The sequence below is a fragment of the Streptomyces resistomycificus genome (assembly GCF_001514265.1).
GTDB classification, from domain to species: domain Bacteria; phylum Actinomycetota; class Actinomycetes; order Streptomycetales; family Streptomycetaceae; genus Streptomyces; species Streptomyces resistomycificus.
Map to the genome: position 1 here is coordinate 14124 of NZ_KQ948989.1, position 20210 is coordinate 34333.

Annotated in this window: 21 protein-coding genes; 9 read left to right on the top strand and 12 right to left on the bottom strand. The window is 70.2% G+C overall.

What is annotated here, in order from left to right; all coding sequences use genetic code 11:
• Nucleotides 1-10 precede the first annotated feature (10 nt).
• The 5 genes from AQJ84_RS05375 to AQJ84_RS05395 form a co-directional block, all read right to left on the bottom strand.
• The gene (locus tag AQJ84_RS05375; protein WP_030044070.1) at nucleotides 11-442 is read right to left on the bottom strand and encodes a TOBE domain-containing protein; all 432 of its coding nucleotides are present in this window, start codon (nucleotides 440-442) and stop codon (nucleotides 11-13) included.
• Nucleotides 443-501: 59 nt separating this feature from the next.
• Nucleotides 502-1587 carry an ABC transporter ATP-binding protein gene (locus AQJ84_RS05380; protein WP_030044069.1) on the bottom strand — a complete coding sequence of 362 codons (1086 nt, stop codon included), beginning with the start codon at nucleotides 1585-1587 and terminating at the stop codon, nucleotides 502-504.
• A 328-nt stretch (nucleotides 1588-1915) separates the two neighbouring features.
• Nucleotides 1916-2779, bottom strand: a complete 864-nt coding sequence (locus AQJ84_RS05385; protein WP_030044068.1) for an ABC transporter permease — start codon at nucleotides 2777-2779, stop codon at nucleotides 1916-1918.
• Nucleotides 2776-3618: a molybdate ABC transporter substrate-binding protein gene (gene modA, locus AQJ84_RS05390; RefSeq protein WP_030044067.1), complete on the bottom strand. Its 843-nt coding sequence runs from the start codon at nucleotides 3616-3618 to the stop codon at nucleotides 2776-2778. Before modA ends, AQJ84_RS05385 begins: the two co-directional genes overlap by 4 nt.
• A gap of 173 nt (nucleotides 3619-3791) precedes the next feature.
• Nucleotides 3792-4187, bottom strand: coding sequence for a TOBE domain-containing protein (locus AQJ84_RS05395; protein ID WP_030044066.1), 396 nt, complete (start codon nucleotides 4185-4187; stop codon nucleotides 3792-3794).
• Between the two features lie 124 nt (nucleotides 4188-4311).
• On the opposite strand from AQJ84_RS05395, the gene AQJ84_RS05400 reads away from it, so the two are divergent.
• The 5 genes from AQJ84_RS05400 to AQJ84_RS05420 all read left to right on the top strand — a co-directional run bounded on the left by AQJ84_RS05400 (nucleotide 4312) and on the right by AQJ84_RS05420 (nucleotide 9444).
• Nucleotides 4312-4587 carry a hypothetical protein gene (locus tag AQJ84_RS05400; protein ID WP_030044065.1) on the top strand — a complete coding sequence of 92 codons (276 nt, stop codon included), beginning with the start codon at nucleotides 4312-4314 and terminating at the stop codon, nucleotides 4585-4587.
• 611 nt (nucleotides 4588-5198) lie between these two features.
• Nucleotides 5199-6494, top strand: a complete 1296-nt coding sequence (locus tag AQJ84_RS05405) for an extracellular solute-binding protein (protein ID WP_030044064.1) — start codon at nucleotides 5199-5201, stop codon at nucleotides 6492-6494.
• A gap of 6 nt (nucleotides 6495-6500) precedes the next feature.
• Nucleotides 6501-7499, top strand: a complete 999-nt coding sequence (locus tag AQJ84_RS05410; protein WP_030044063.1) for a carbohydrate ABC transporter permease — start codon at nucleotides 6501-6503, stop codon at nucleotides 7497-7499.
• 59 nt (nucleotides 7500-7558) lie between these two features.
• Complete coding sequence (locus AQJ84_RS05415) at nucleotides 7559-8323, top strand: carbohydrate ABC transporter permease (protein ID WP_225889079.1); 765 nt, start codon at nucleotides 7559-7561, stop codon at nucleotides 8321-8323.
• A gap of 56 nt (nucleotides 8324-8379) precedes the next feature.
• Nucleotides 8380-9444, top strand: coding sequence for an endo-1,4-beta-xylanase (locus tag AQJ84_RS05420; RefSeq protein ID WP_030044062.1), 1065 nt, complete (start codon nucleotides 8380-8382; stop codon nucleotides 9442-9444).
• A 91-nt stretch (nucleotides 9445-9535) separates the two neighbouring features.
• On the opposite strand, the gene AQJ84_RS05425 is transcribed toward AQJ84_RS05420, so the two are convergent.
• The 3 genes from AQJ84_RS05425 to AQJ84_RS05435 form a co-directional block, all read right to left on the bottom strand.
• Nucleotides 9536-10588, bottom strand: coding sequence for a LacI family DNA-binding transcriptional regulator (locus tag AQJ84_RS05425; RefSeq protein WP_030044061.1), 1053 nt, complete (start codon nucleotides 10586-10588; stop codon nucleotides 9536-9538).
• Nucleotides 10589-10838: 250 nt separating this feature from the next.
• Entirely contained in the window at nucleotides 10839-11045 is a 207-nt protein-coding gene (locus AQJ84_RS05430) for a DUF5999 family protein (protein ID WP_030044060.1), read from the bottom strand.
• Nucleotides 11046-11478: 433 nt separating this feature from the next.
• Nucleotides 11479-12063 (bottom strand): hypothetical protein, encoded by a 585-nt coding sequence (locus tag AQJ84_RS05435; protein WP_030044059.1) that lies wholly within the window; start codon nucleotides 12061-12063, stop codon nucleotides 11479-11481.
• Between the two features lie 555 nt (nucleotides 12064-12618).
• On the opposite strand from AQJ84_RS05435, the gene AQJ84_RS05440 reads away from it, so the two are divergent.
• Nucleotides 12619-14136, top strand: coding sequence for a glutamate-cysteine ligase family protein (locus AQJ84_RS05440; protein WP_030044058.1), 1518 nt, complete (start codon nucleotides 12619-12621; stop codon nucleotides 14134-14136).
• Nucleotides 14137-14645: 509 nt separating this feature from the next.
• Nucleotides 14646-15467, top strand: a complete 822-nt coding sequence (locus AQJ84_RS05445; protein ID WP_374935426.1) for a CPBP family intramembrane glutamic endopeptidase — start codon at nucleotides 14646-14648, stop codon at nucleotides 15465-15467.
• A 48-nt stretch (nucleotides 15468-15515) separates the two neighbouring features.
• On the opposite strand, the gene AQJ84_RS05450 is transcribed toward AQJ84_RS05445, so the two are convergent.
• The gene (locus tag AQJ84_RS05450; protein WP_030044056.1) at nucleotides 15516-16328 is read right to left on the bottom strand and encodes a PhzF family phenazine biosynthesis protein; all 813 of its coding nucleotides are present in this window, start codon (nucleotides 16326-16328) and stop codon (nucleotides 15516-15518) included.
• Between the two features lie 273 nt (nucleotides 16329-16601).
• Here AQJ84_RS05450 and AQJ84_RS05455 point away from each other — a divergent pair, with 273 nt between their 5' ends.
• Nucleotides 16602-17102, top strand: a complete 501-nt coding sequence (locus tag AQJ84_RS05455; protein ID WP_030044055.1) for a GNAT family N-acetyltransferase — start codon at nucleotides 16602-16604, stop codon at nucleotides 17100-17102.
• Nucleotides 17103-17290: 188 nt separating this feature from the next.
• Here AQJ84_RS05455 and AQJ84_RS05460 read toward each other — a convergent pair whose 3' ends face one another.
• Complete coding sequence (locus tag AQJ84_RS05460) at nucleotides 17291-17992, bottom strand: Clp protease N-terminal domain-containing protein (protein ID WP_225877414.1); 702 nt, start codon at nucleotides 17990-17992, stop codon at nucleotides 17291-17293.
• A gap of 133 nt (nucleotides 17993-18125) precedes the next feature.
• The gene (locus AQJ84_RS43930) at nucleotides 18126-18815 is read right to left on the bottom strand and encodes a TnsA-like heteromeric transposase endonuclease subunit (RefSeq protein WP_225889073.1); all 690 of its coding nucleotides are present in this window, start codon (nucleotides 18813-18815) and stop codon (nucleotides 18126-18128) included.
• A 250-nt stretch (nucleotides 18816-19065) separates the two neighbouring features.
• Between AQJ84_RS43930 and AQJ84_RS05470 the strand changes: the two genes are divergently transcribed.
• A complete protein-coding gene (locus AQJ84_RS05470) occupies nucleotides 19066-19695 on the top strand; it encodes a PadR family transcriptional regulator (protein WP_030044052.1) in 630 nt (209 codons plus the stop codon).
• A gap of 74 nt (nucleotides 19696-19769) precedes the next feature.
• On the opposite strand, the gene AQJ84_RS05475 is transcribed toward AQJ84_RS05470, so the two are convergent.
• On the bottom strand, nucleotides 19770-20198 hold the full coding sequence (locus AQJ84_RS05475; protein ID WP_030044051.1) for a type II toxin-antitoxin system Rv0910 family toxin: 429 nt from the start codon (nucleotides 20196-20198) through the stop codon (nucleotides 19770-19772).
• Between the last annotated feature and the right edge of the window lie 12 nt (nucleotides 20199-20210).

Here is a 20210-nt window from a genome sequence, read left to right on the forward strand (position 1 = left end):
CCCTCGTGCGTCAGGGGGTCGAGAGGGAGATCTCGGTCGACTTGATCAGGGCGACGACCGGGGTGCCGGGGGTGAGGGCGAGGTCCGCGACGGCGTCGCTGGTGATCACCGCGGTCAGGTCGCCGCCCTCGGCCGTCCCGTCGACGGCGATCTTGACCGAGGCCATGGCGCCGCCGGTGGCGATCTCACGGACTGTTCCGGGCAGTTGGTTGCGGAGGGAGAGGCCCTCGACGGGGGCGGCGGCGAGGGAGATCTCGGTCGACTTGATCAAGGCGTGTACGGCGGAGCCCGCGGTGAGGCCGAGTTCCTCGGCGGCCTCCAGGGTGATCGCGGCGGTGAGGTTCCGGCCGCCGGTGAGACGGAGCTTGACCGTGGCCATGACCTCGCCGGGGGTGACGGCGGAGACGGTGCCGGGGAGCTGGTTGCGGATGCTCAGGGGCATGGAGAGCGCCTCGTCGGTGAGGGGGGAGGGTGGGGCCTCACCGTAGCCGCTGATGGGTCCTATGCCGGGTATGCGTGGGTCTGCGTCGCCTTGACTGCTGCCCAGACCGGTGCGCCCGGGTGCAGGTCGAGTTCGGCCGCGGCGACGGTCGTGAGGTCGGCGGCGAGGGGGAGTTCGCCGGTGAGGTCGGCGCGGATCTGGTCGCCGTGGGTCTCCAGGCCCGCCACTTCGCAGTGCCAGAGGTTGCGGGCGCTGGAGCCGGTGGGCCGGTCGCGGTAGAGCGTCACGGCACTTGGGGGGAACGCCACGAAGGCCGGTCCGGTGAGGTCTTCGGTGGTGGTGATGGCGGGGCCGGCGTCGAGCCGGACCGTGTGGCCCTCGGCCTGCCCCCGGTAGAGGTTCAGGCCGACCAGTTGGGCGATGTAGTCCGTACGGGGATGGCGGGCGATGTCGGCGGGGGTGCCCTCCTGTACGACTCGGCCGTGTTCGATGACGACGAGACGGTCGGCCAGCACCATGGCGTCCAGCGGGTCGTGTGTGACCAGTACGGCGACGGCTTCGAACTCGGCGAGGTGGCGGCGGAGTTGGGCGCGTACCTCCAGACGGGTGCGGGCGTCCAGGGCGGCGAGGGGCTCGTCGAGGAGGAGCAGGCGGGGGTGGGTGGCCAGGGCGCGGGCCAGGGCGACGCGCTGGGCCTGGCCGCCGGAGAGGCGGCGGGGCTTGGCGCGTGCGTGGTCGGCGAGGCCCATGCGGCGCAGCCACTCGGCGGCCTGGACGCGGGCCTGCGCCTTGGTGGCGCCGTGGCAGCGTGGGCCGAACGCCACGTTGTCGAGGGCGGAGAGGTGGGGGAAGAGCAGGTAGTCCTGGAAGACGACGCCGACCGGGCGGGACTCGGGGGGCGTGCGGTCCAACTCGGCACCGTCCAGCCGTAGGTGGCCGCCGGTGAGTGGGGCGAGGCCGGAGAGCGCGCGCAGGGCGGTGGTCTTGCCGGCGCCGTTCGGGCCGAGCAGGGCCACGACGTCGCCGGGGGCGGCGGTGAGGGTGATGTCGAGGTGGAAGGTGCCGTGGTCGATGACCAGGTGGGCGTCGAGGCCTTCGGCGGAGGTGTGTGGGGTGGGGGGTGGGGTGCTGTCGAGGTCGGTCATGGGCGTGTGTCCCTGGAAGGGGTGACTGATGGCCGTGGCGGTGTGTGGGCGGGACGGTGAGGAGAGCGACGGTTCGTCGCGAGGGCGGAGCCGGTCGCGGATGCTCGGCGGACGGGGTGGTGCGTGAGCGGGGTCGGTGCGGGCCCGGGGCGGGTCGCGCGGTCCGGCGTCGGCGGGGTGCCGCCCGCGCCCGGTCGGGCGTGTTCGGGGGGCGCTTGCGGGAGGCTGCGGGCGGGTGGGTAGGCCGGGTGGCCGGCCGGCGGCGTCGGCCGGGTGCGGGGTCGCCTGTGCGGGAGGGCGCAGGGGTGGCCGTGGGGCGGTCGGATGGTCATGAGGTTCTGGTCCAGTGGTCCCGCAGGCCCGCCAGGACCGCGATGGACACCGCCAGGAGGACCAGGCTGAGGGCGATCGCGGCCGCCGGGTCGTTCTGGAGGGCCAGGTAGACCGCCAGGGGCATGGTCTGGGTGCGGCCCGGGAAGTTGCCGGCGAAGGTGATCGTGGCTCCGAACTCGCCCAGCGCGCGGGCCCAGGCGAGGACGGATCCGGCCGCGATGCCCGGCATGATCAGCGGCAGCGTCACCCGGCGGAAGGCGGTGAAGCGGGAGGCGCCGAGGGTGGTGGCCGCCTCCTCGTAGCGGGGGTCGGCGGCGCGCAGGGTGCCCTCGACGCTGATGACGAGGAACGGCATCGCCACGAAGGTCTCCGCGAGGATCACGCCCGCGGTGGTGAACGGGAGCGTGATGCCGAACCAGGAGTCCAGCCACTGCCCGACGATGCCGTTGCGGCCCAGGGCGAGCAGCAGGGCCACGCCGCCGACCACCGGGGGCAGGACCAGCGGCAGCGTGACCAGGGCGCGGACCAGACCACGGCCGGGGAAGTCGGTGCGGGCCAGCAGCCAGGCCAGCGGGACGCCGATGACCAGGCTCAGCGCGGTCGCCGCGGTGGCACACACCAGGGAGAGGCGGAGGGCCTCCCAGACCTCCGGGCTGGTCAGCTGTTGCGGAAGGCTGCGCCAGGGGGCTCGTACGAGCAGGGCGACCAGGGGCAGCAGGAGGAACGCCAGGCCCGCCAGGGCGGGGAGGAGAAGGGGCAGGGGTACGCCGCGGCCGGCGCCGGTCCGGGGGCTACGACGCCGAGGACCGCCGTCCTTCAGCTCGACGGCTGTGCTGTCGCGCCTGCCGGGGCTGGTCACGGCTTGCGGAATCCTGCCGCGGTCAGGACCTTCTGGCCCTCGGTCGACTGCACCAGTGCGATGAAGGCCTTGCCCGCGGCCGCGTTCTGCGCGTTCTTGAGCAGGGCGATCGGGTAGTCGTTGACGGCCTCGGCCGACTCGGGGAAGTCCACGCCCTCCACCTTGTCACCCGCGGCCCGCACGTCCGTCTTGTAGACGACGGCGGCGTCGGCCTCCTTCAGCTCGACCTTCGTCAGGGCGGCCTTGACGTCCTGCTCGTACGACACCGGGGTGAGCTCGAGACCGCCGGCTTCCAGAGCCTTCTGCGCGGCGGCGCCGCACGGCACCTCCTTGTCGCAGAGGACGACCTTCAGACCGGACCTGGTGAGGTCCTTCAGGGCGGAGATCCTGTCCGGATTGCCGGGCGGGGTGGCGATCTCCAGCTGGTTGCGGACGAAGGTGGCCGGAGCGCCGGAGGCGTCGCCGGCGTCGGTGACGATCTTCATCGTCTTTGGGCTCGCGGAGGCGAACACGTCGGCCGGAGCGCCGCTGGTGATGCTCGCGGCGAGGGAGTCGCTGCCGCCGAAGCTGAAGGTGACCTTCGTGCCCGGGTGCGACTTCTCGAACCGCTTGCCCAGCGTGGTGAAGCTCTCCTGCAAGGAGGCCGCGGCGAAGACGGTCACCGTCCCGGAGAGCTCCCCCGGCGAGGACCCCGCCGCGGACGCGTCGGAACCCGAGCCGGAGGAGGAGCACGCGCTCAGCGCCAGCAGCGCGATGGCGCCCGCGGCGACCGTTCGCAGCTTCCGGCGGCTCCGAGGGGTCCGGAGAGGCCGACGGGTCCTGCGGGTTGAGCGGGTCATCTCTGGGGCACTCCCTCGGTCCGCCGGGCGAAGAGCACGTCGAGCCCTTCCGTCACACCGAGCATACTTCCGCAGATGCAAGGCGTAAGTCTGCTGTGGCATCGCATGAGCGGGGAGATGCCTGGCAGGGCTTGGGTATGTGCGTTCCTACGTCTGCACAAGGTGCCGGGAGGTCAGGCGCGGTCGATGTGGACGTTCGTCGACTTGACGCGGGCGGTGGCCTCCATGCCGACCTCGAGTCCGAGCTCTTCGACGGCCTCGCGGGTCAGGAGGGACACCAGGCGGTGCGGGCCGGCCTGGATCTCCACCTGTGCCGCCACGTCGCCCAGCTTGATCGCGGTGACGATGCCGGGGAAGGCGTTGCGGGCCGAGGTGTACGGCGCGTCCTCCTCGGTGCTCGCGGCCTTGGCCAGCTCCACCGAGAACGCGGCGAGGTCCCGCCCGTCGACGAGCCGCCGTCCGCTGTCGTCGCGATGGGTCGTCACCCGGCCCGCGTCCGCCCAGCGGCGCGCGGTGTCGGGGCTGACGCCGAGCAGCCGTGCTGCCTGGCCGATCGTGTAGGACTGCATGCGGGCCACGATAGGGCCGTGAACGCCCTGCCGGGGGCATGGGGTTGGCCGGGAGGTGTGACGCGATATAGCGTTAGTCGTCGTACTGGATCGGGGATCGGGGAGCGGGGAGCGGGGAGCGGGTATGTCGGACGAGCTCTCTCGTACCGGCCCGTCGGAGCCCGGGTTGAGGGCCTCGCACGCGGACCGGGACGACCTCCGTATGCGGGGCGGCGCCCTGAGGAGCGTGACCCGGCCAGGGGTCGCGGTGGACACCGACTCCCTGGTGACGAACCACGCGGAGGTCGAGTCGCGTGCGACGGCCGGTCCCGAAGTTCCCGTGCTGCGGATCGAGGTGGCCGGCAGGCTGGACTTCGGGCAGGTCCTCGCGCGTCCGCCGCGGCGCGTGTTCGGCAGGTAGCCCGGGCGCGTTGCCCGGCGACGCTTCGGTGGCGCACGATGCGAGCGGTGTGCTGAGGGGTCACTTGCAGCCCAGCTCCGTAACGTTCGCCAGGTGATCCGAATGTTTCGCCCCGCACACGCGGGCGGGGTGGTCGCAACTGTCCGGCGCGAAGGCCGCGTCCGGCCGTATCCGTATCTGGCCGCGCACGCCGTGGGTGGCAGTCGCGACCGACGGGGCCACGTCTTCCCGTACGTCAACACCCCTGCCCCCGAACGCTGTTGCCCCCGGCGGGGTGGCTCGCGGGTGTCCGTCCCGGCGTCACGACGCGATCATGTTCCGTGTCGTCGGTCGCGAGCCGCTTGCCGAGCCTGGCGGCCGTTCCCTCTCCCCGCAGGCCGTCGGCGGCTTCGCCGGTCGTCTGATCTCTGACCTCGGGCTCGCTCCGAAGTGGCGGCTTTCCGGAACAAGTCGACTACGGAATCCCTCAACATTCCCCGCGTACAAGGGGTTGCCACCGTTTGGCAGCTGTCTCTAGGGTGCGGCAACAACGAACCTTTCTGGATCAACTCCGAAACTTTCGGTCCAGTGGACGGGCGTGAACGCGCCGTCCCGTACCCAAGGAGCGCAACATGGGCGACCCGGCACTGTCCCGCCGCGGCTTCCTGGCGGCGTCCGCCGCGGCAGGGCTCAGCGTCACGGCACTGAGCGGCTGCGGCGGCGACTCGGGCGGAGGGTCGTCGGACGGGACGACCACGGTCGAGTGGTGGAACATCTCCACCACCGAGCCCGCCAAGGGCGTCTGGGCGGCTCTGGCCCGGAAGTTCGAGGCTCAGAACCCCAAGGTGAAGATAAAGATCGTCCAACTGGAGAACGACAGCTTCAAGTCGAAGATGACCGCGCTGACCGCCTCCGGGAAGCTCCCCGACATCTTCCACACCTGGGGCGGTGGCGTCCTGAAGCAACAGGTCGACGCGGGGCTGGTCGAGGACCTCACGGACCGCACCAAGCCGTGGGCCGACGGCCTGCTCCCGGTCGCCAAGGACCCGTACCTGCTCGACGAGAAGGTGTACGGCATCCCGTTCGACATGGGCATGATCGGCTTCTGGTACAACAAGGCGCTGTTCAAGCGGGCCGGCGTGAGCGAACCCCCCACCACCTGGACCGGATTCCTCGACGCCGTGGGCAAGCTGAAGTCCGCCGGGATCACCCCGCTTGCCCTCGCGGGCAAGGAGAAGTGGCCCGGCATGTACTACTGGGCCTACCTCGCGATGCGTACCGCGGGTGCCGACGCCCTGCAGAAGGCCTACGACGACAAGGACTTCACCGGCGCCGAGTTCGTCCAGGCCGGCGAGCACCTCAAGGAGCTCGTCGACCTCCAGCCGTTCCAGAAGGGCTTCCTGGGCGCCGCCTACTCCAGCCCCACCGGCCAGGCCGCCGCGGTCGGCAACGGCAAGGCCGCGATGGAACTCATGGGCCAGTGGGCCCCCGTCGTCGAGGCGGACGCCGGCAAGGGCCTCGGCGACAACCTGGGCTTCTTCCCGTTCCCCGCGGTCGAGGGCGGCAAGGGCTCCCTCACCGAGGTGTTCGGCGGAGGTGGCGGGCACGCACTGCGCCAGGGCGCACCCCAGGCGGCCGTCGACTTCCTGAAGTTCTTCGCCTCCGAGGCCACCGACCTGGAACTCGTCAAGAAGACCGGTGTCCTCCCCGTGGTCCCCGGTGCCGAGAGCGCCATCGCCGACCCCAACATCAAGGCCGTACAGGCACAGTTGAAGGCCGCCACCGGCTTCCAGCTCTACCTCGACCAGGCGTACGCGCCCGCCGTCGGCCAGGAGGTCAACGACAGCGTCGCCGCGCTCATCGCCGGGTCCAAGTCCCCCGAGCAGGTCACCGAGTCGATCACCAAGACCGCGAAGGAAGAGCAGTAGTCGGCGATGACCTCCACGTTCCTGCCGGACAAACGGACCGGCACCGACGTCGACCTCCCGCCCCCCTCCGAGGACCACGCCCGGGGGCGGGCCCGGCGGCGCGCGCGCAACTGGCTCACCGCGGTCGGCTTCCAGGTGCCCGCTCTGGTCCTGTTCATCGTGCTGGTGCTGCTGCCGATCCTGTTCGCCCTGTACGCGGCCTTCTTCCGTTGGGGCGGCTTCGGCATGCCGTCCGACTACGTCGGCGTCGACAACTTCACCCGCCTCCTCGACGACCCCGTCTTCCTCGGCGACCTGTGGCGCTGTCTCGTCCTGGTCCTGCTGTCGCTCGCCCTCCAGCTGCCGTTCGCGCTCGCCATGGCGGTGCTGCTCAACCAGAAGACGCGCGGCCGGGCCGTGTACCGGATGCTCTTCTTCGCGCCGTACGTGCTGTCCGAGGCCATCACCGGCGTGCTGTTCAGCATGATCTTCGCGCCGGACGACGGTCTCGCCGACCGGGTGCTGGGCGGTGTCGGCCTCGACGGTCTGGGCGGGGAGTGGTTCGCCGATCCCTCCATGGTCATGGCGACCCTGTTCCTGGTCATGACGTGGAAGTACTTCGGCTTCCACATGATGCTCTACCTGGCCGGACTCCAGTCCATCCCGGCCGAGTTGAACGAGGCGGCCCTGATCGACGGCGCGGGCCCGTGGCAGCGCTTCCGCAACGTCACCCTGCCGCTGCTCGCGCCCACCCTGCGTATCAGCGTCTTCCTGTCCGTCATCGGGGCGATCCAGCTCTTCGACCTGGTGTGGGTGGTCACCCAGGGCGGGCCCGACCACCACTCCGAGACCATGGCCGTGACCATGTTCCAGTACGGCTTCAAGCGCTACCAGGTCGGCTACGCCAGCGCGATCAGCGTGGTCATGTTCGGCATCAGCCTCGTCTTCGCCCTCGCCTACCAGCGGTTCGTGCTCCGCCGCGACCTCGAAGGAGCGACCACGACGATGAGGGGGGACGGCAAGTGAGCCGGAAGACCGCACGGAACCTGCCCCTGCACCTGGTCCTCGTCGCCGTCGGCGCCGCGATGGCCGTACCCCTGATCTACGCCCTGCTCTCCGGCTTCAAGTCCACCGACCAGCTCTCCCGCAATCCGATCGGACTGCCCGACCCCTGGGTGACCGGCAACTACACCGGGATCCTCGGCGCCGGCGACTTCTGGCGGCTGGTCGGCAACAGCACGCTGATCGCGGTGGCGACGGCCGTTCTCGTCGTCGCCGTCTCCGCGCTGTCCGCGTTCTCCTTCGCCCGGTTCGCGTTCCGCGGGCGGGAGGTGCTGTTCACCCTGTTCACGATGGGGCTGATGTTCCCGTTCGCGGTGGCGGCCCTTCCGCTGTTCCTGCTGCTGCGCTCGATGGGCCTGCTGGACAACCCGCTCGGGGTGATCCTTCCGCAGGCCGCCTTCGGACTGCCGATGACCATCATCATCCTGCGCGGCTTCTTCCGGCAGATCCCCGGCGAACTGGAGGAGGCGGCCACGCTCGACGGCTGCGGACCGTTGGGCTTCTTCTGGCGGGTCCTGCTGCCGATGGCGCGTCCCGCGCTCGGCACCGTCTCGGTGCTCGCCGTCGTCACCAGCTGGAACAACTTCCTGCTTCCCCTGCTGGTGTTCACCGACAACACCTGGTGGACCCTGCCCATCGGCGTCCAGCAGTACCAGGGCCAGTACTCGGCGGACACCGCACGGGTCTTCGCCTACCTGGTGCTCGCCATGGTCCCCGCGCTCGCCTTCTACTCGGTCGCCGAGCGCCAGCTCGTCGGCGGCCTCACCGCCGGTGCGACGAAGGGATGACACGCACCGGCGGACGTACGGCTCACCCACACCACCCGAACGTGAGGAGTCGCACCATGCGCACCACGACCACCCGCTCCCGCACCCGTCTCAGACTCGCCGGCGCCCTCGCGACCGTCCTGGTCGCCGCGGGCATCGCCACCGGTCCGGCCGCCGCCCACGCCGAGGGCAAGCCCCAGACCCTCGCCGACCTCGCACAGCGCCACGGGCGGTACTTCGGAAGCGCCACCGACAACCCCGAACTGGTCGACGAACCCTACAAAGCCATCCTCGGCAGCGAGTTCGACCAGATCACGCCCGGCAACGGTATGAAGTGGTACGCGACCGAACCCCAGCAGGGCGTCTTCGACTGGTCCCAGGGCGACGAGATCGTGAACCTCGCCCGCGCCAACCACCAGAAGGTGCGCGGACACACACTGGTGTGGCACAGCCAGCTGCCCGGCTGGCTCACCTCCCGCGAGTGGACGGCGCCCGAACTGCGGGCCGTACTGAAGAAGCACATCCAGGCGGAGGTACGGCACTACCGGGGCAAGGTGTTCGCCTGGGACGTCGTCAACGAGGCGTTCAACGAGGACGGCACCTATCGCGAGACGGTCTTCTACAAGACGCTCGGCCCCGGCTACATCGCCGACGCTCTGCGCTGGGCCCACCAGGCCGACCCGAAGGTCAAGCTCTACCTGAACGACTACAACATCGAGTCGGTCGGCGCGAAGAGCGACGCCTACTACGAGCTGGCCAAGGAGCTCCGGGCCCAGGGCGTGCCGCTGCACGGCATCGGCCTCCAGGCCCATCTGGCCCTCCAGTACGGCTATCCGACCACCCTGGAGGACAACCTCCGCCGCTTCTCCCGGCTGGGGCTGGACACCGCGCTGACCGAGGTCGACATCCGGATGTACGTGCCCGCGGATGAGGCGAAGCTCGCCACGCAGGCCGAGTGGTACCGGGACCTCACCGAGGCCTGTCTCGCGGTGCGGCGCTGTGTGGGCATCACGCTGTGGGACTACACGGACAAGTACTCCTGGATCCCCGCGTTCTTCGACGGTGAGGGCGCGGCGCTCCCCTGGGACGAGCAACTCGCCCGCAAGCCTGCCTACTTCGCGATCCGGGAGGCGCTGAGGTAAGGACCTGTCGTTCCGGCGTTCGCGAGGGGGCGCCGGAGCGACACCACGTTCCCGGGCGCCCGCGAGGGGGGCGCCCGGGAACGCCGGGTCTCTACGGCCTGGCCACCGGGGCCGTGCTCGCCCGCACCACCAGTTCCGTGCCCAACTCCACCCGCGGCGAGTCCGGTTGTTCGTCGCGGGCGAGCTTGAGGACCATCCGGACGGCCAGTTTGCCCATCTCGGCGAGCGGCTGGCGGACCGTGGTGAGGGGCGGGGCGGACCAGCGTACTTCCGGAAGGTCGTCGAAACCGACCACGCTCATGTCCTCGGGGACGCGCAGGCCGCGTCGGCGCAGTGCCTCGATGGCCCCCAGCGCCATCTGGTCGCTGGCCGCGAACACCGCGGTCGGCGGGTCGGGCAGGTCGAGGAGGGTGTCGCAGCCGGCGTACCCGGACTCGGGGCGGAAGTCGCCGGGGACGACGAGCGAGTCGTCCACCGTGAGGCCTGCGCCCTCCAGAGCCGCGCGATAGCCGTCGAAGCGGGCCCGGGAACACAGCAGCCGGGGCGGGCCCGCGATCAGGCCGATCCTGCGGTGGCCCAGCGACAGCAGGTGCTCGGTGGCAGCCATGCCGCCCGCCCAGTTGGCGGCGCCGACCGTCGGGACGTCGAGGGCGGGGGAGCCGGCCGGGTCGACGACCACCAGCGGCACGCCGAGGATGCGCAACTCGTCGAGCAGGACCGGCTCCAGGGCCGAGGTGACCAGGACGACCCCGTCCGAGGCGCGGGCCCGCAGATTGCGCATCCATTCGCGTGCGTCGCCGGTACGTCCGTGGATCGCCGACACCACGGTGCCCACGCCGGCCGCGTGCGCGACCTCCTCCACGCCCCGGATGATCTCCACCGCCCAGGGGCTGTCGAGGTCGTTGAAGACGAGGTCGAGCAGGGCGGCACGGGCGCCGGGGGCCGCTGGCCGTCTGCGGTAGCCGTGCTGTTGCAGCAGGTCCTCGACGCGGGCCCGGGTCCGCGGCGAGACGTCCGACCGGCCGTTGACGACCCGGGACACGGTCGGCACCGAGACCCCGGCCCGCCGGGCGATCTCCGTGATCGTGACCTTGCCGCCCCGAGCCTCCGGCGCCGTCTCGGCGTCGGCCTCGCTTGCTGCCACTTCCCCACCTCCGTGCCCGACGGCCTTCGAAACTTCCAGGAGTCTTCCGGAAAAGAGGTGTCCTTGGAAGAGGCACGCAGGTGAGCGAACGGACCAGGGCAGCGCAGAGCCGGGCGGGGGCGACCGGAACACACACGGCGGACTACACGCAGTGACCGCCCCGGGACACGCGTCGGGGCCGGTGCGCAGTCGACGCTGCGAGCCGGCCCCTCTGGTACTCCGGGCGGCGCGGTGAACCGCCCGGTGGTGCTCAGGCGGCGGTCATCACCTGAGCGGTGCCCAGCGGGCGGTGCGGGGCGATGACCCGTCCGTCCGGCAGGAGCTCACCGGTGTCCTCGAAGAGCAGAACGCCGTTGCACAGCAGGCTCCATCCCTGTTCCGGGTGGTGCGCCACGAGACGGGCGGATTCCCGGTCGGCGGAGTCGGCTGTCGGACACGGTGTCTGGTGCTGGCACATGGGTGGGATCTTTCGCTCTGTCGTGACGGATGGGATGGCTGTGGTGTCTGTCCCGCGGCTTGAAGCGTCGTTCATGGCCGGCCCCCGTTGTGATAAGTCGGTCGGAACCCAGTGTTGCCCCACGGGCGTCAATCCGCAGGGATTTCGCAGCACCGCTTCTTACAGGTTGATGACGCATCACCCGCGCGGACGGTTCATTCCAACTGCACTGTCACTTCGGATGGTTCACCGTGGTCGGATGGGGCTAGTCCGGACGGGTAGGGGAGCCGGGTGGGCAGGAAAGCCGAGTTCGGCTCGTACGAGCCGTAAAGCGCTCGTACGAGCGAATTGGCGGGCGGAATTCCGCGTCCGAGCGCGCGAGGGCCGGAAACAGCGACGTACCCCGCTCCCGGAATTCGGGAACGGGGTACGGAGGTCGCCGCTGCGGAGAACCTCAGGCCGGTGAGCTCAACAGTGGTGCGGGAGTCACCCGATGGGTCAGGACGGGCAACAGCTCGGCCACCCGGTGCGGGCGGTGCGCGGCGATGCCGGGCGGCGCGGGCGCCAGCGGGACGAGCAGATCCGTGGCGGCGGGCTGGCCGGTGGCGGCGTCCGCGGCGCAGTCACCGTGCAGCCAGAGCGTGAGCATGTAGAGACGGGGCACGGACAGCAGGCGCGGCTGGTACGACTGCGTCATGGTGCCGGCCTGACGCAGCGCGCGCTCGGTGGAGGCGATGTACGGCCCCTCGAAGAAGCGTGAGAACGCCCAGCCGTCGGCGGTCAGCATGGTCTCCGCCGCGGCCACCGCGCGGTCGCCGGAGCGGATCAGGAAACGCCAGCCGGACAGCCGGGTGGCGGGGACGGCCGCGGTGTCGAGATCGTCCAGGACGTGTACCGGCAACGGGAGTTCTGGTGTGACGGGTCCCTGGGCGCGCAGCAGGGAGGGAGTTCGGGCCTCGCGGACCGCGGTGGGAGAACCGAGCGCGGTGAGGACGGAGCGAAGTGCGGGCGCGGGAGCCGGGGGGACATGCAGCGGCATGGTGGGTCGCCTCTCATTTGGCAGGCACGATGGCGCGAGGGCGTGGCGGGGCGGACGACGCTGTCAGCTCACGTGGTCAGAGAGGCGGGGACCGTGGTCCGATGCCGAGGGATGCGCGTGGGCCTGCCGTAGGTCACCTGACGGCAGGATCGAGGGCCGCGGGCGCCAGCCTTCTGCCTTGTTCGCGGAGTTTATACGACACATGTTCAGACGATGTTTCGTCTAGCCGCTTTTGGTGAGAAGGACAAGGGTTCAATCGGTCGGCGATTCGCGGGAATCATCCCGATTCCAGGCGCGGTGCGCGGCCATGACCTCGGACAATAGCCGAGAAGTGGACGGCCCATTCTCGTCGGCGTTTTTCACGAGATCCTCAGGGAACTCGAATCTGCGCAGTGCACCATGCCCGGTGAATGTGCCACCGGTCACATCCGACAGAGTAGCGGGCCTTGAGCTCTGGCGGGGACGTTATCGATCGTCCTCGCTGGGCATCATCCCACCTGACCCGCACCGCCGGCGGCCGCCACCCGGCCCGCCCATTCGAGGAGGGACGCTCCCATGGGGGAGAAGGTCGTGGCAGGTCAGTTCGACCTGTCCGATCGCCAGCGCTATCGCGACAAGCTCCGTGTGTGTCTGACGGGGCTCGAGCGACTCCTGGCCGAGCAGCGGTTCGACCGCCCCAAGAACCTGATGGGGCTGGAGATCGAGCTGAATCTCACCGGCGCCGACGGCATGCCCAAAATGCTGAACGCGCAAGTGCTGGAGCGCATCGCGAGCCGAGATTTCCAAACAGAACTCGCCATGTTCAACCTGGAAGTCAACATTGCCCCCCACCGTTTGGGAGGGCGCGTATTCGATCGGCTCGCGGAGGAACTCCGCACATCCTTGGCATATGCCGACCGGAAAGCGGGTGAGCTCGACGCGGGAATCGTGATGATCGGCATTCTGCCGACCCTCGACCGGGACGACCTGGTCTCGTCCAACCTTTCCGACGTGGACCGCTACGCCCTGCTCAACGAGCAGATCGTGGCCGCCCGCGGCGAGGACTTCACGCTCGACATAGACGGCGTGGAGCGCCTGAGCTGCACCTCGAAGTCGATCGCGCCGGAGGCCGCCTGCACCTCGGTGCAGCTCCACCTCCAGGTCACCCCGGGCCGCTTCGCCGACGTGTGGAACGCGGCCCAGGCGGTCGCCGCCGCGCAGATCGCGGTCGGCGCCAACTCGCCGTTCCTGTTCGGCCGCGAGCTGTGGCGTGAGTCCCGCCCGCCGCTGTTCCAGCAGTCCACCGACACCCGGCCGCCCGAACTCCAGGCCCAGGGAGTGCGCCCGCGCACCTGGTTCGGCGAGCGATGGATCTCCTCGGCGTACGACCTCTTCGAGGAGAACCTGCGCTACTACCCGGCCCTGCTGCCGATCTGCGACGACGAGGACCCCCTCGAGGTGCTCGACGAGGGCGGCGTCCCCAAACTCGCCGAACTCGTCCTGCACAACGGCACCGTCTACCGCTGGAACCGCCCGGTCTACGGCATCGCCGACGGCGTCCCGCACCTGCGCGTCGAGAACCGCGTGCTGCCCGCCGGCCCCACCACCATCGACGTCGTCGCCAACGCGGCCTTCTACTACGGCGTCGTCCGCGCCCTCGCCGAGGAGTCGAAGCCGGTGTGGAGCAGGCTGCCGTTCGAGGCCGCCGCCGCCAACTTCGACGCCGCGTGCCGGCACGGCATCGACGCCCGCCTCGTCTGGCCCCGGCGCGGCCGGTACGGCGGCACGACCGAGGTCGACGCCGTCAGTCTCGTACGGGACGAACTGCTGCCGCTGGCCGAGGCCGGGCTCGACGCGTGGGGCATCGAACCCGCCGACCGGGACCTCTACCTCGGCGTCATCGAGGAGCGCTGCCGGCGCCGGGTCAACGGCGCGTCCTGGCAGTCCGCGACCTTCCACCGGGCCCTGGAAACGGGCCTGTCGCGGGACGCGGCCCTGGCCGCGACGACCCGCCGCTACCGCGAGCTGATGCACAAGGGCGACCCGGTACACACCTGGCCGGTGGGGCTGCCGGAGACCGTGCCGATGGGGTGAGGGCACGGGTGTGCGGCACGGGGTACGGGGTGGTGTGCGCGCGGCGGGAGCTGCGGTGCGTGAGGTGGGAGCTTGCGGTGCGTGAGGTGGGAACCGCGGTGCGTGAGGTGGGAACCGCGGTGCGTGAGGTAGGTGCTGCGTCGCGTGAGGCGGGACGGGCGATGTTCTGACGGAGAGCGGGGGACCGGCCGCCGCGGCGTCGGTGTGCGCACCGTGTCATGCGTGCGCCACCTGCCGCCCTGCGCCCCTTGTCTCCCTGCGCCCCTTGTCTCCCTGCGCCCCTGTCTCCGTGCGCCATCTGCCGCCCTGCGCCACCCGTCGCCGTGTGCCACCTGTCTGCGCCACCGCCACCGCGATCACCTTCGTCGTCACCGAGTGGATCCGCACGGGGGTCGCTGCCGCCCGTCGCGCACTGATCAGGCAAGCTGTGACATCCCATGACGGTGGTGCCCCTCCCCGTCGGACCCCGTGCCGAGACCCTGGCGGGGCGGCGGTGGGCATGAGGCGGGATGACGCAACTGGAGGCAGGTGTGCAGGAGGAGACGGGATCGGTAGCCGATTCTTTTCCTCGGAAGCGGCCCTCGCGACGGGTTCTGCGGGACGAGACCCTGCTCGTCCTGGGGCTCTCGCTCGGCGCGAGTGGCGTGTCCGCCCTGATCAGCTTTGTCGGATCGGTCACCAAGCCGGGAGGTCTGAAGGACCAGGCAGCCACCCTCAACGCCTCGGCCGCGCCCGGCCGGCCCTGGCTCGATCTCGCCTGGCAGCTGTTCGGGATCACCTCGTCGCTGGTCCCCGTCCTGCTCGTCGCGCACTTTTTGCTGCGTGAGGGGGAGGGGCTGCGCACCCTCGGCTTCGACCGCACCCGGCCCTGGCCCGACCTCGGCCGAGGGGCCGCGATCGCGGCGGTCATCGGCAGTACCGGCATCGCCTTCTACCTGGCCGCGCGGGGCCTCGGCTTCAACCTCACGGTGGTGCCCGAGGCGCTGCCCGACGTGTGGTGGAAGTACCCCGTGCTGATCCTGTCCGCGATGCAGAACGCGATCCTCGAAGAGGTCATCGTGGTGGGCTATCTGCTGCGTCGCCTGGGCCAGTTGGGCTGGACACCCGGCACTGCGCTGATCGCCAGTTCCGTACTGCGCGGCTCGTACCACCTCTACCAGGGCATCGGCGGCTTCGTCGGCAACATGGTCATGGGCGTGGTGTTCGTGTACCTCTACCGTCGCTGGGGACGCGTGGGCCCGCTGGTGGTGGCGCACTCCCTGCTCGACATCGGGGCGTTCGTGGGCTACGCGCTGCTCGCGGGCAAGGTCGGCTGGCTGCCCACCGCGTGACACGCGTGGGAGGGGGCGTACGAGGATCTCGTACGCCCCCTCGGCAGGTCACCGGACGAGCAGCTCGCCCTCGATCACCGTGACCGCGCGGCCGCTCAACAGGGTGCGCTCACCCCGCAGTTCCGTCCGGACGCGGCCGGAGCGGGGGGATGCCTGCAGGCCGGTGAGGTCAGGGCGGCCGAGGCGCTCGGACCAGTAGGGGGCTAGGGCGGTGTGCGCGCTGCCGGTGACCGGATCCTCGTCGATACCGACGCGCGGGAAGAAGCAGCGGGACACGAAGTCGTAGCCGCGCGTGGGATCCTCGGCTCGGGCGGTGGCGATGACGCCGCGCTCGGAATGGGCGACAAGGGCCTTGTGGTCCGGAGTCAGGGCGTGCACCGCCTTCTCGTCGGCGAGTTCCACGAGCAGGTCACCGATGTTCGGGCCGGTGTCGAAGGCGGCGAGCGGTGTGGCCCCGAGGGCCTCGGCGACCCCGTCCGGCAGCGCCACCGCCGTCAGCCGCGCGGTGGGGAAGTCCAGGGTGATGGAGCCGTCCTCGCGCGGCGTCGCGCTGAGCACGCCGCTGCGGGTGGCGAACCGGACCGGGCCCTCATGGGTACCCGTGCTGTGCAGGACGTGGGCCGTGGCGAGCGTGGCGTGGCCGCACAGGGCGACCTCGGTGGCCGGTGTGAACCAGCGCAGCGCCCAGTCCGCGTCGCCGCCCTCGGGCAGCGGATGGGCGAACGCCGTCTCGGCGTGGTTGACCTCCAGGGCGACGTTCTGAAGCCAGTCGTCGCCCGGGAAGGCGTCCAGCAGCAGGACTCCGGCCGGGTTGCCGGCGAAGGGGCGGTCGGTGAAGGCGTCGACGATTCGGATGCGCATGCCCCGACGCTAGGGGCTGCGCCGAGACGGGAACCAAGGCCAATTCCGGATTGCTGGACCGAATCCCGGGCTGGTTGCCTGATGCGTGGGGGGTGCAGTGGCGCAGGGGTGCTTCGGCACCGCGGCCGGTCACCCGCTGTGCCTCTGCCCGCCGACATGGTGAAGGGTGGACGTCATGCTTGCCGATCATCAGGAATACGACGTGGTCGTGACGGCTGTGGCTCCGGTAGGGGCCGCCGTCCACGCGCCGGGCGGCGTCGATAGGGTGACGCCATGCCGTATCCGCCGATGCCGCTCGAACTCGAAACCGTTCGGCTGACGCTGCGTCCGTGGACCGAGCCCGACGTCGACGCCCATCGTGAGCTCGTCGCCGAACGAGGCGGGGGCAGGCCGTCGATCGAGCACAACCGGCAGATGATCGATGATCAGCGCGCCGCGTCGGCACGGACAGGCATCGCCCTGCTGGCCGTCGTCCGCCGAGATGTGGGCGACTTCATCGGATACTGCGGGCTCACCGTCGGCCGGGCTTCTGTCGAAGAGCCCGAGATCGCGTACGAGTTGTTCCGACAGGTGCACGGACAGGGCTATGCAACCGAGGCGGCTTCCGCGGTGCTGAACGCCGCGGTCGCCACCGGACGCAAGCGGCTCTGGTCGACGGTGCGTCCCTGGAACGCGCCGTCATTTCGCGTTCTCGACAAGCTTGGGTTCCAGCGCGACCACGTATCGACGGATGACCGTGGCGACCTGGTATGGCTCACCCGCTCTCTGTCGTAAGAGCGACGTCGCGGTCGGGATCGGTGCGGGATCGGCGACGGTAGTCGGGGTGATGACGGGCTCCGCCGCGTTTCGGCGTTCTGTCCCGTCTGGAAGGCCGGTGGGAGCGGCGACGCCCCCTCTCGCCGTCATCCCATGTCGCGTGACCGGGTTCGCTGTGACAGACGGCGAGTCTGGGGCCGGCGCGATCAGAGAGAGTCCGTGGATGCGTCGTCGAGGGTTGACAGGTCGAAGCCGGCGTCGCTGAGGACCGCGGCGGCAACTCCGCGGCCGACTTGAGCGAGGCCGATGAGGAGGTCGTCGCAGTCGATGTGCTCGGAGCCGTGCTGCTGGGATCGTGCCTCTGCGATGTCGATTGCCTTGCGGGAGTAGGGGGTCCAGGCGATCCGTTCGGCTGCTTGGGAGGCACCCATGCTCAGCCGGGTTCCGACGGACTGGTGGACTGTCTCTGGAGAGATGCCGGCGGCTTGAAGGAGTCGGGTGGCGCTGTTGCCTTCCGCGGTGAGCCCCCAGAGCAGGTGCTCGGTGCCGATGTAGTTGTTGCGGTGTTGCACCGCTGCCCGCTTGACGTGGGCCATCGCTTCGCGGAGGTCGTCGGTCATCGCCTCAGGGCTGTAGCGCTTGTGCGGGGCGTGGAAGCGCTGTTGGACCGCTTGCCGGGTCACTCCCAGGGCGGCGCCGATGTCCGTCCAGGAGGAGCCGTGCATTCGGCAGTGTTCGACGTAGTCCTCGACCAAGTCGTCTGCCAGGACCTGTAGCTGGTCTGCGAGGCGTGCGGCGACGGTCAACAGGGCGAGCCAGTCGGGCTGTTCTTGCCTGCCGGGGCGGTGTGCGGTGTCGCATCTCTTGTCGACTTCCGCGATGAGATCGTCCAGGTCTGGAAGAGTCATGAGGCAAGTACGCCTTGACAATTTGGAATTGTCAAGGCGTACTTGCCTTCTTGTCTTGTCGGTAGCTGCTTGAACCGGCAGGCTTGGGTACCTGGAGATCACGTGGGCTGCCCGGACGCCTGCAGGTGGGCCATCAGCACCGGCAGTAGGGGTAGATCGGGCTCCACCGTGTTTCGGCGTCGGCTTCACCGGGCTGGCGCGGGGCGGGATGGTTTCGCGGGGGAATGCGGGCTGTGACCTGCTCGATGAGCCAGGTGACGTGGCCGGTGGCGACGGCGCGACGTTCCCACTCCCGGCCTGCGAGAAGTCCGGTGAGAGCCACGACTTGAGAGTGAAAGACCATGGTGAGCGTCAGGTCGTGGGAGGGGGGTTTCCCGGTGCCGTCGGTGAGGATGCGGCGTGCAGCGTCGGGCAGCAACTGGTCGGCCGGAAGGTGGTTGACGGCGGCGAGCCTGTGGAGGAAGGAGTCCGGCTCGATCCGTTCGTCCGCACGGACATCGACGACCACGGCGGAGCCGTCCGCGCGGCGCACGAAGTAGTCCGGGGCGTGCCGGCCCTCCCGCTCACCGTCGTGCCAGTGCAGCCAGAACGGCTGCGAGCCGATCCCCACCACGTTCGGATCGAAGTCCATCAGCAGCAGTCGGTCCCGCTCCAGCCACGACTCGAAGCCGACGTGCCGCCCGATCGTCGCCGCCCAGTGCCAGCCCGGGAAATGACGCTCACCGCGCGACCAGCGGAACCTACGTACCGGATCGACATCCTCGAACCGGCCCGTCACAGAGTCCCGCAGCGGACGCCGTCGGCGTCCGTGCGCTACGTCCACGTACGACAACTCGATGCACGGCCCCGCCTGATCCACCCCAGCCGGTACAGCCAGCCAGCACCCCCAGCGCCCTCAACCGCGCGACAGGCTCGCTGAGACGGAAGCCCGAACGACTCGGTTCGTTGAGAAAACGACTCGATTGAGTGAGACGGGACAACGATTCGGCTGTCGCCCGGGCCTTGTCATGCGAACTGTTCCGATATATCGTTGACGCATCGCGACAGATCAACGATGGAATGGAGTGATGACAATGCGTTCCCATGGATTCGAACGAGGACATGGTGGTGCCGGTCGACACGGAGGCCGAGGCGGGTTCGAGGGGCGGCGTGGTGCCTTCGGGCCCTTCGGGCCGGGTGGTCCCGGCGGCGGTCCCGGCTTCGGTGGACCCGGCTTCGGGCCCGGGCCCTGGGGGCCCCGGGGTCGAGGCGGACCGCGGGGGAGGGCGCGGCGCGGTGACGTGCGCGCGTCGATCCTGGCTCTGCTGAAAGACCGGCCCATGCACGGGTACGAGATGATCCAGGAGATCGCCGAGCGCAGTGGCGGGGCGTGGAAGCCCAGCCCCGGCTCGGTGTACCCGACCCTCCAGATGCTGGAGGACGAGGGGCTGATCACCAGTGCGTCCGAGGGCGGCAAGAAGCTGTTCTCGCTCACCGACGCGGGCCGCACCGCGGCCGAGGAGGGCCCCGAAGCGCCTTGGGAGGAAGCCTCCCGCGGTGTCGACTGGGAGGCACTCGGTGAGATCCGTCAGGCCGGCTTCGGTCTGATGGAGGCCTTCGGGCAGGTATGGAAGACCGGCAGCAAGGAGCAGCGTGAGAAGGCGGTCGCCGTCATCAACGACGCCCGCAAGCGGCTGTACCTGATCCTCGCCGATGAGGACTGACGGCCGTACGGCGGTTAAGGGGCGCCCTGTGGAGTGATCCGCGGGGCGCCTTCGCGTTGCCGGTCCCGCGGCGGTCAGCCCACCAGTCGGGCCAGTTTGCGCAGCGACTCGTTCAGCGCGGCAGTCGCCGAGTCCCTGAGCTTGCCCGCCATCAGTGAGACGGCGGCACCGGTGAACTCACCGTCGATACGGACCGTCGTGGCGTCGCCGTCCGGCGTGAGGGTGTAGCGCGTGGCGACGGTCACGGCCATCGGGCCCTTGCCGCGGATCGCGAGCACCCGGGCCGGCTCCAGTTTCTCGATGGTCCACTCGACCTCGGCCGGGAACCCCATGAGCTTCATGTTCTCCTGGAAGGTCCCGCCCACGGCGAACGTCTCCGGGCCGCCCTTGGGGAAGCTGGTATGGGTCGCGTTCCACTCGCCGTACCCGGACCAGTCGGTCAGCCGGGCCCAGACCTTCTCCGCGGGTGCCTCGACGCGTTCCTCCGCGCTGACTTCGGCCATGCGACCACCTCT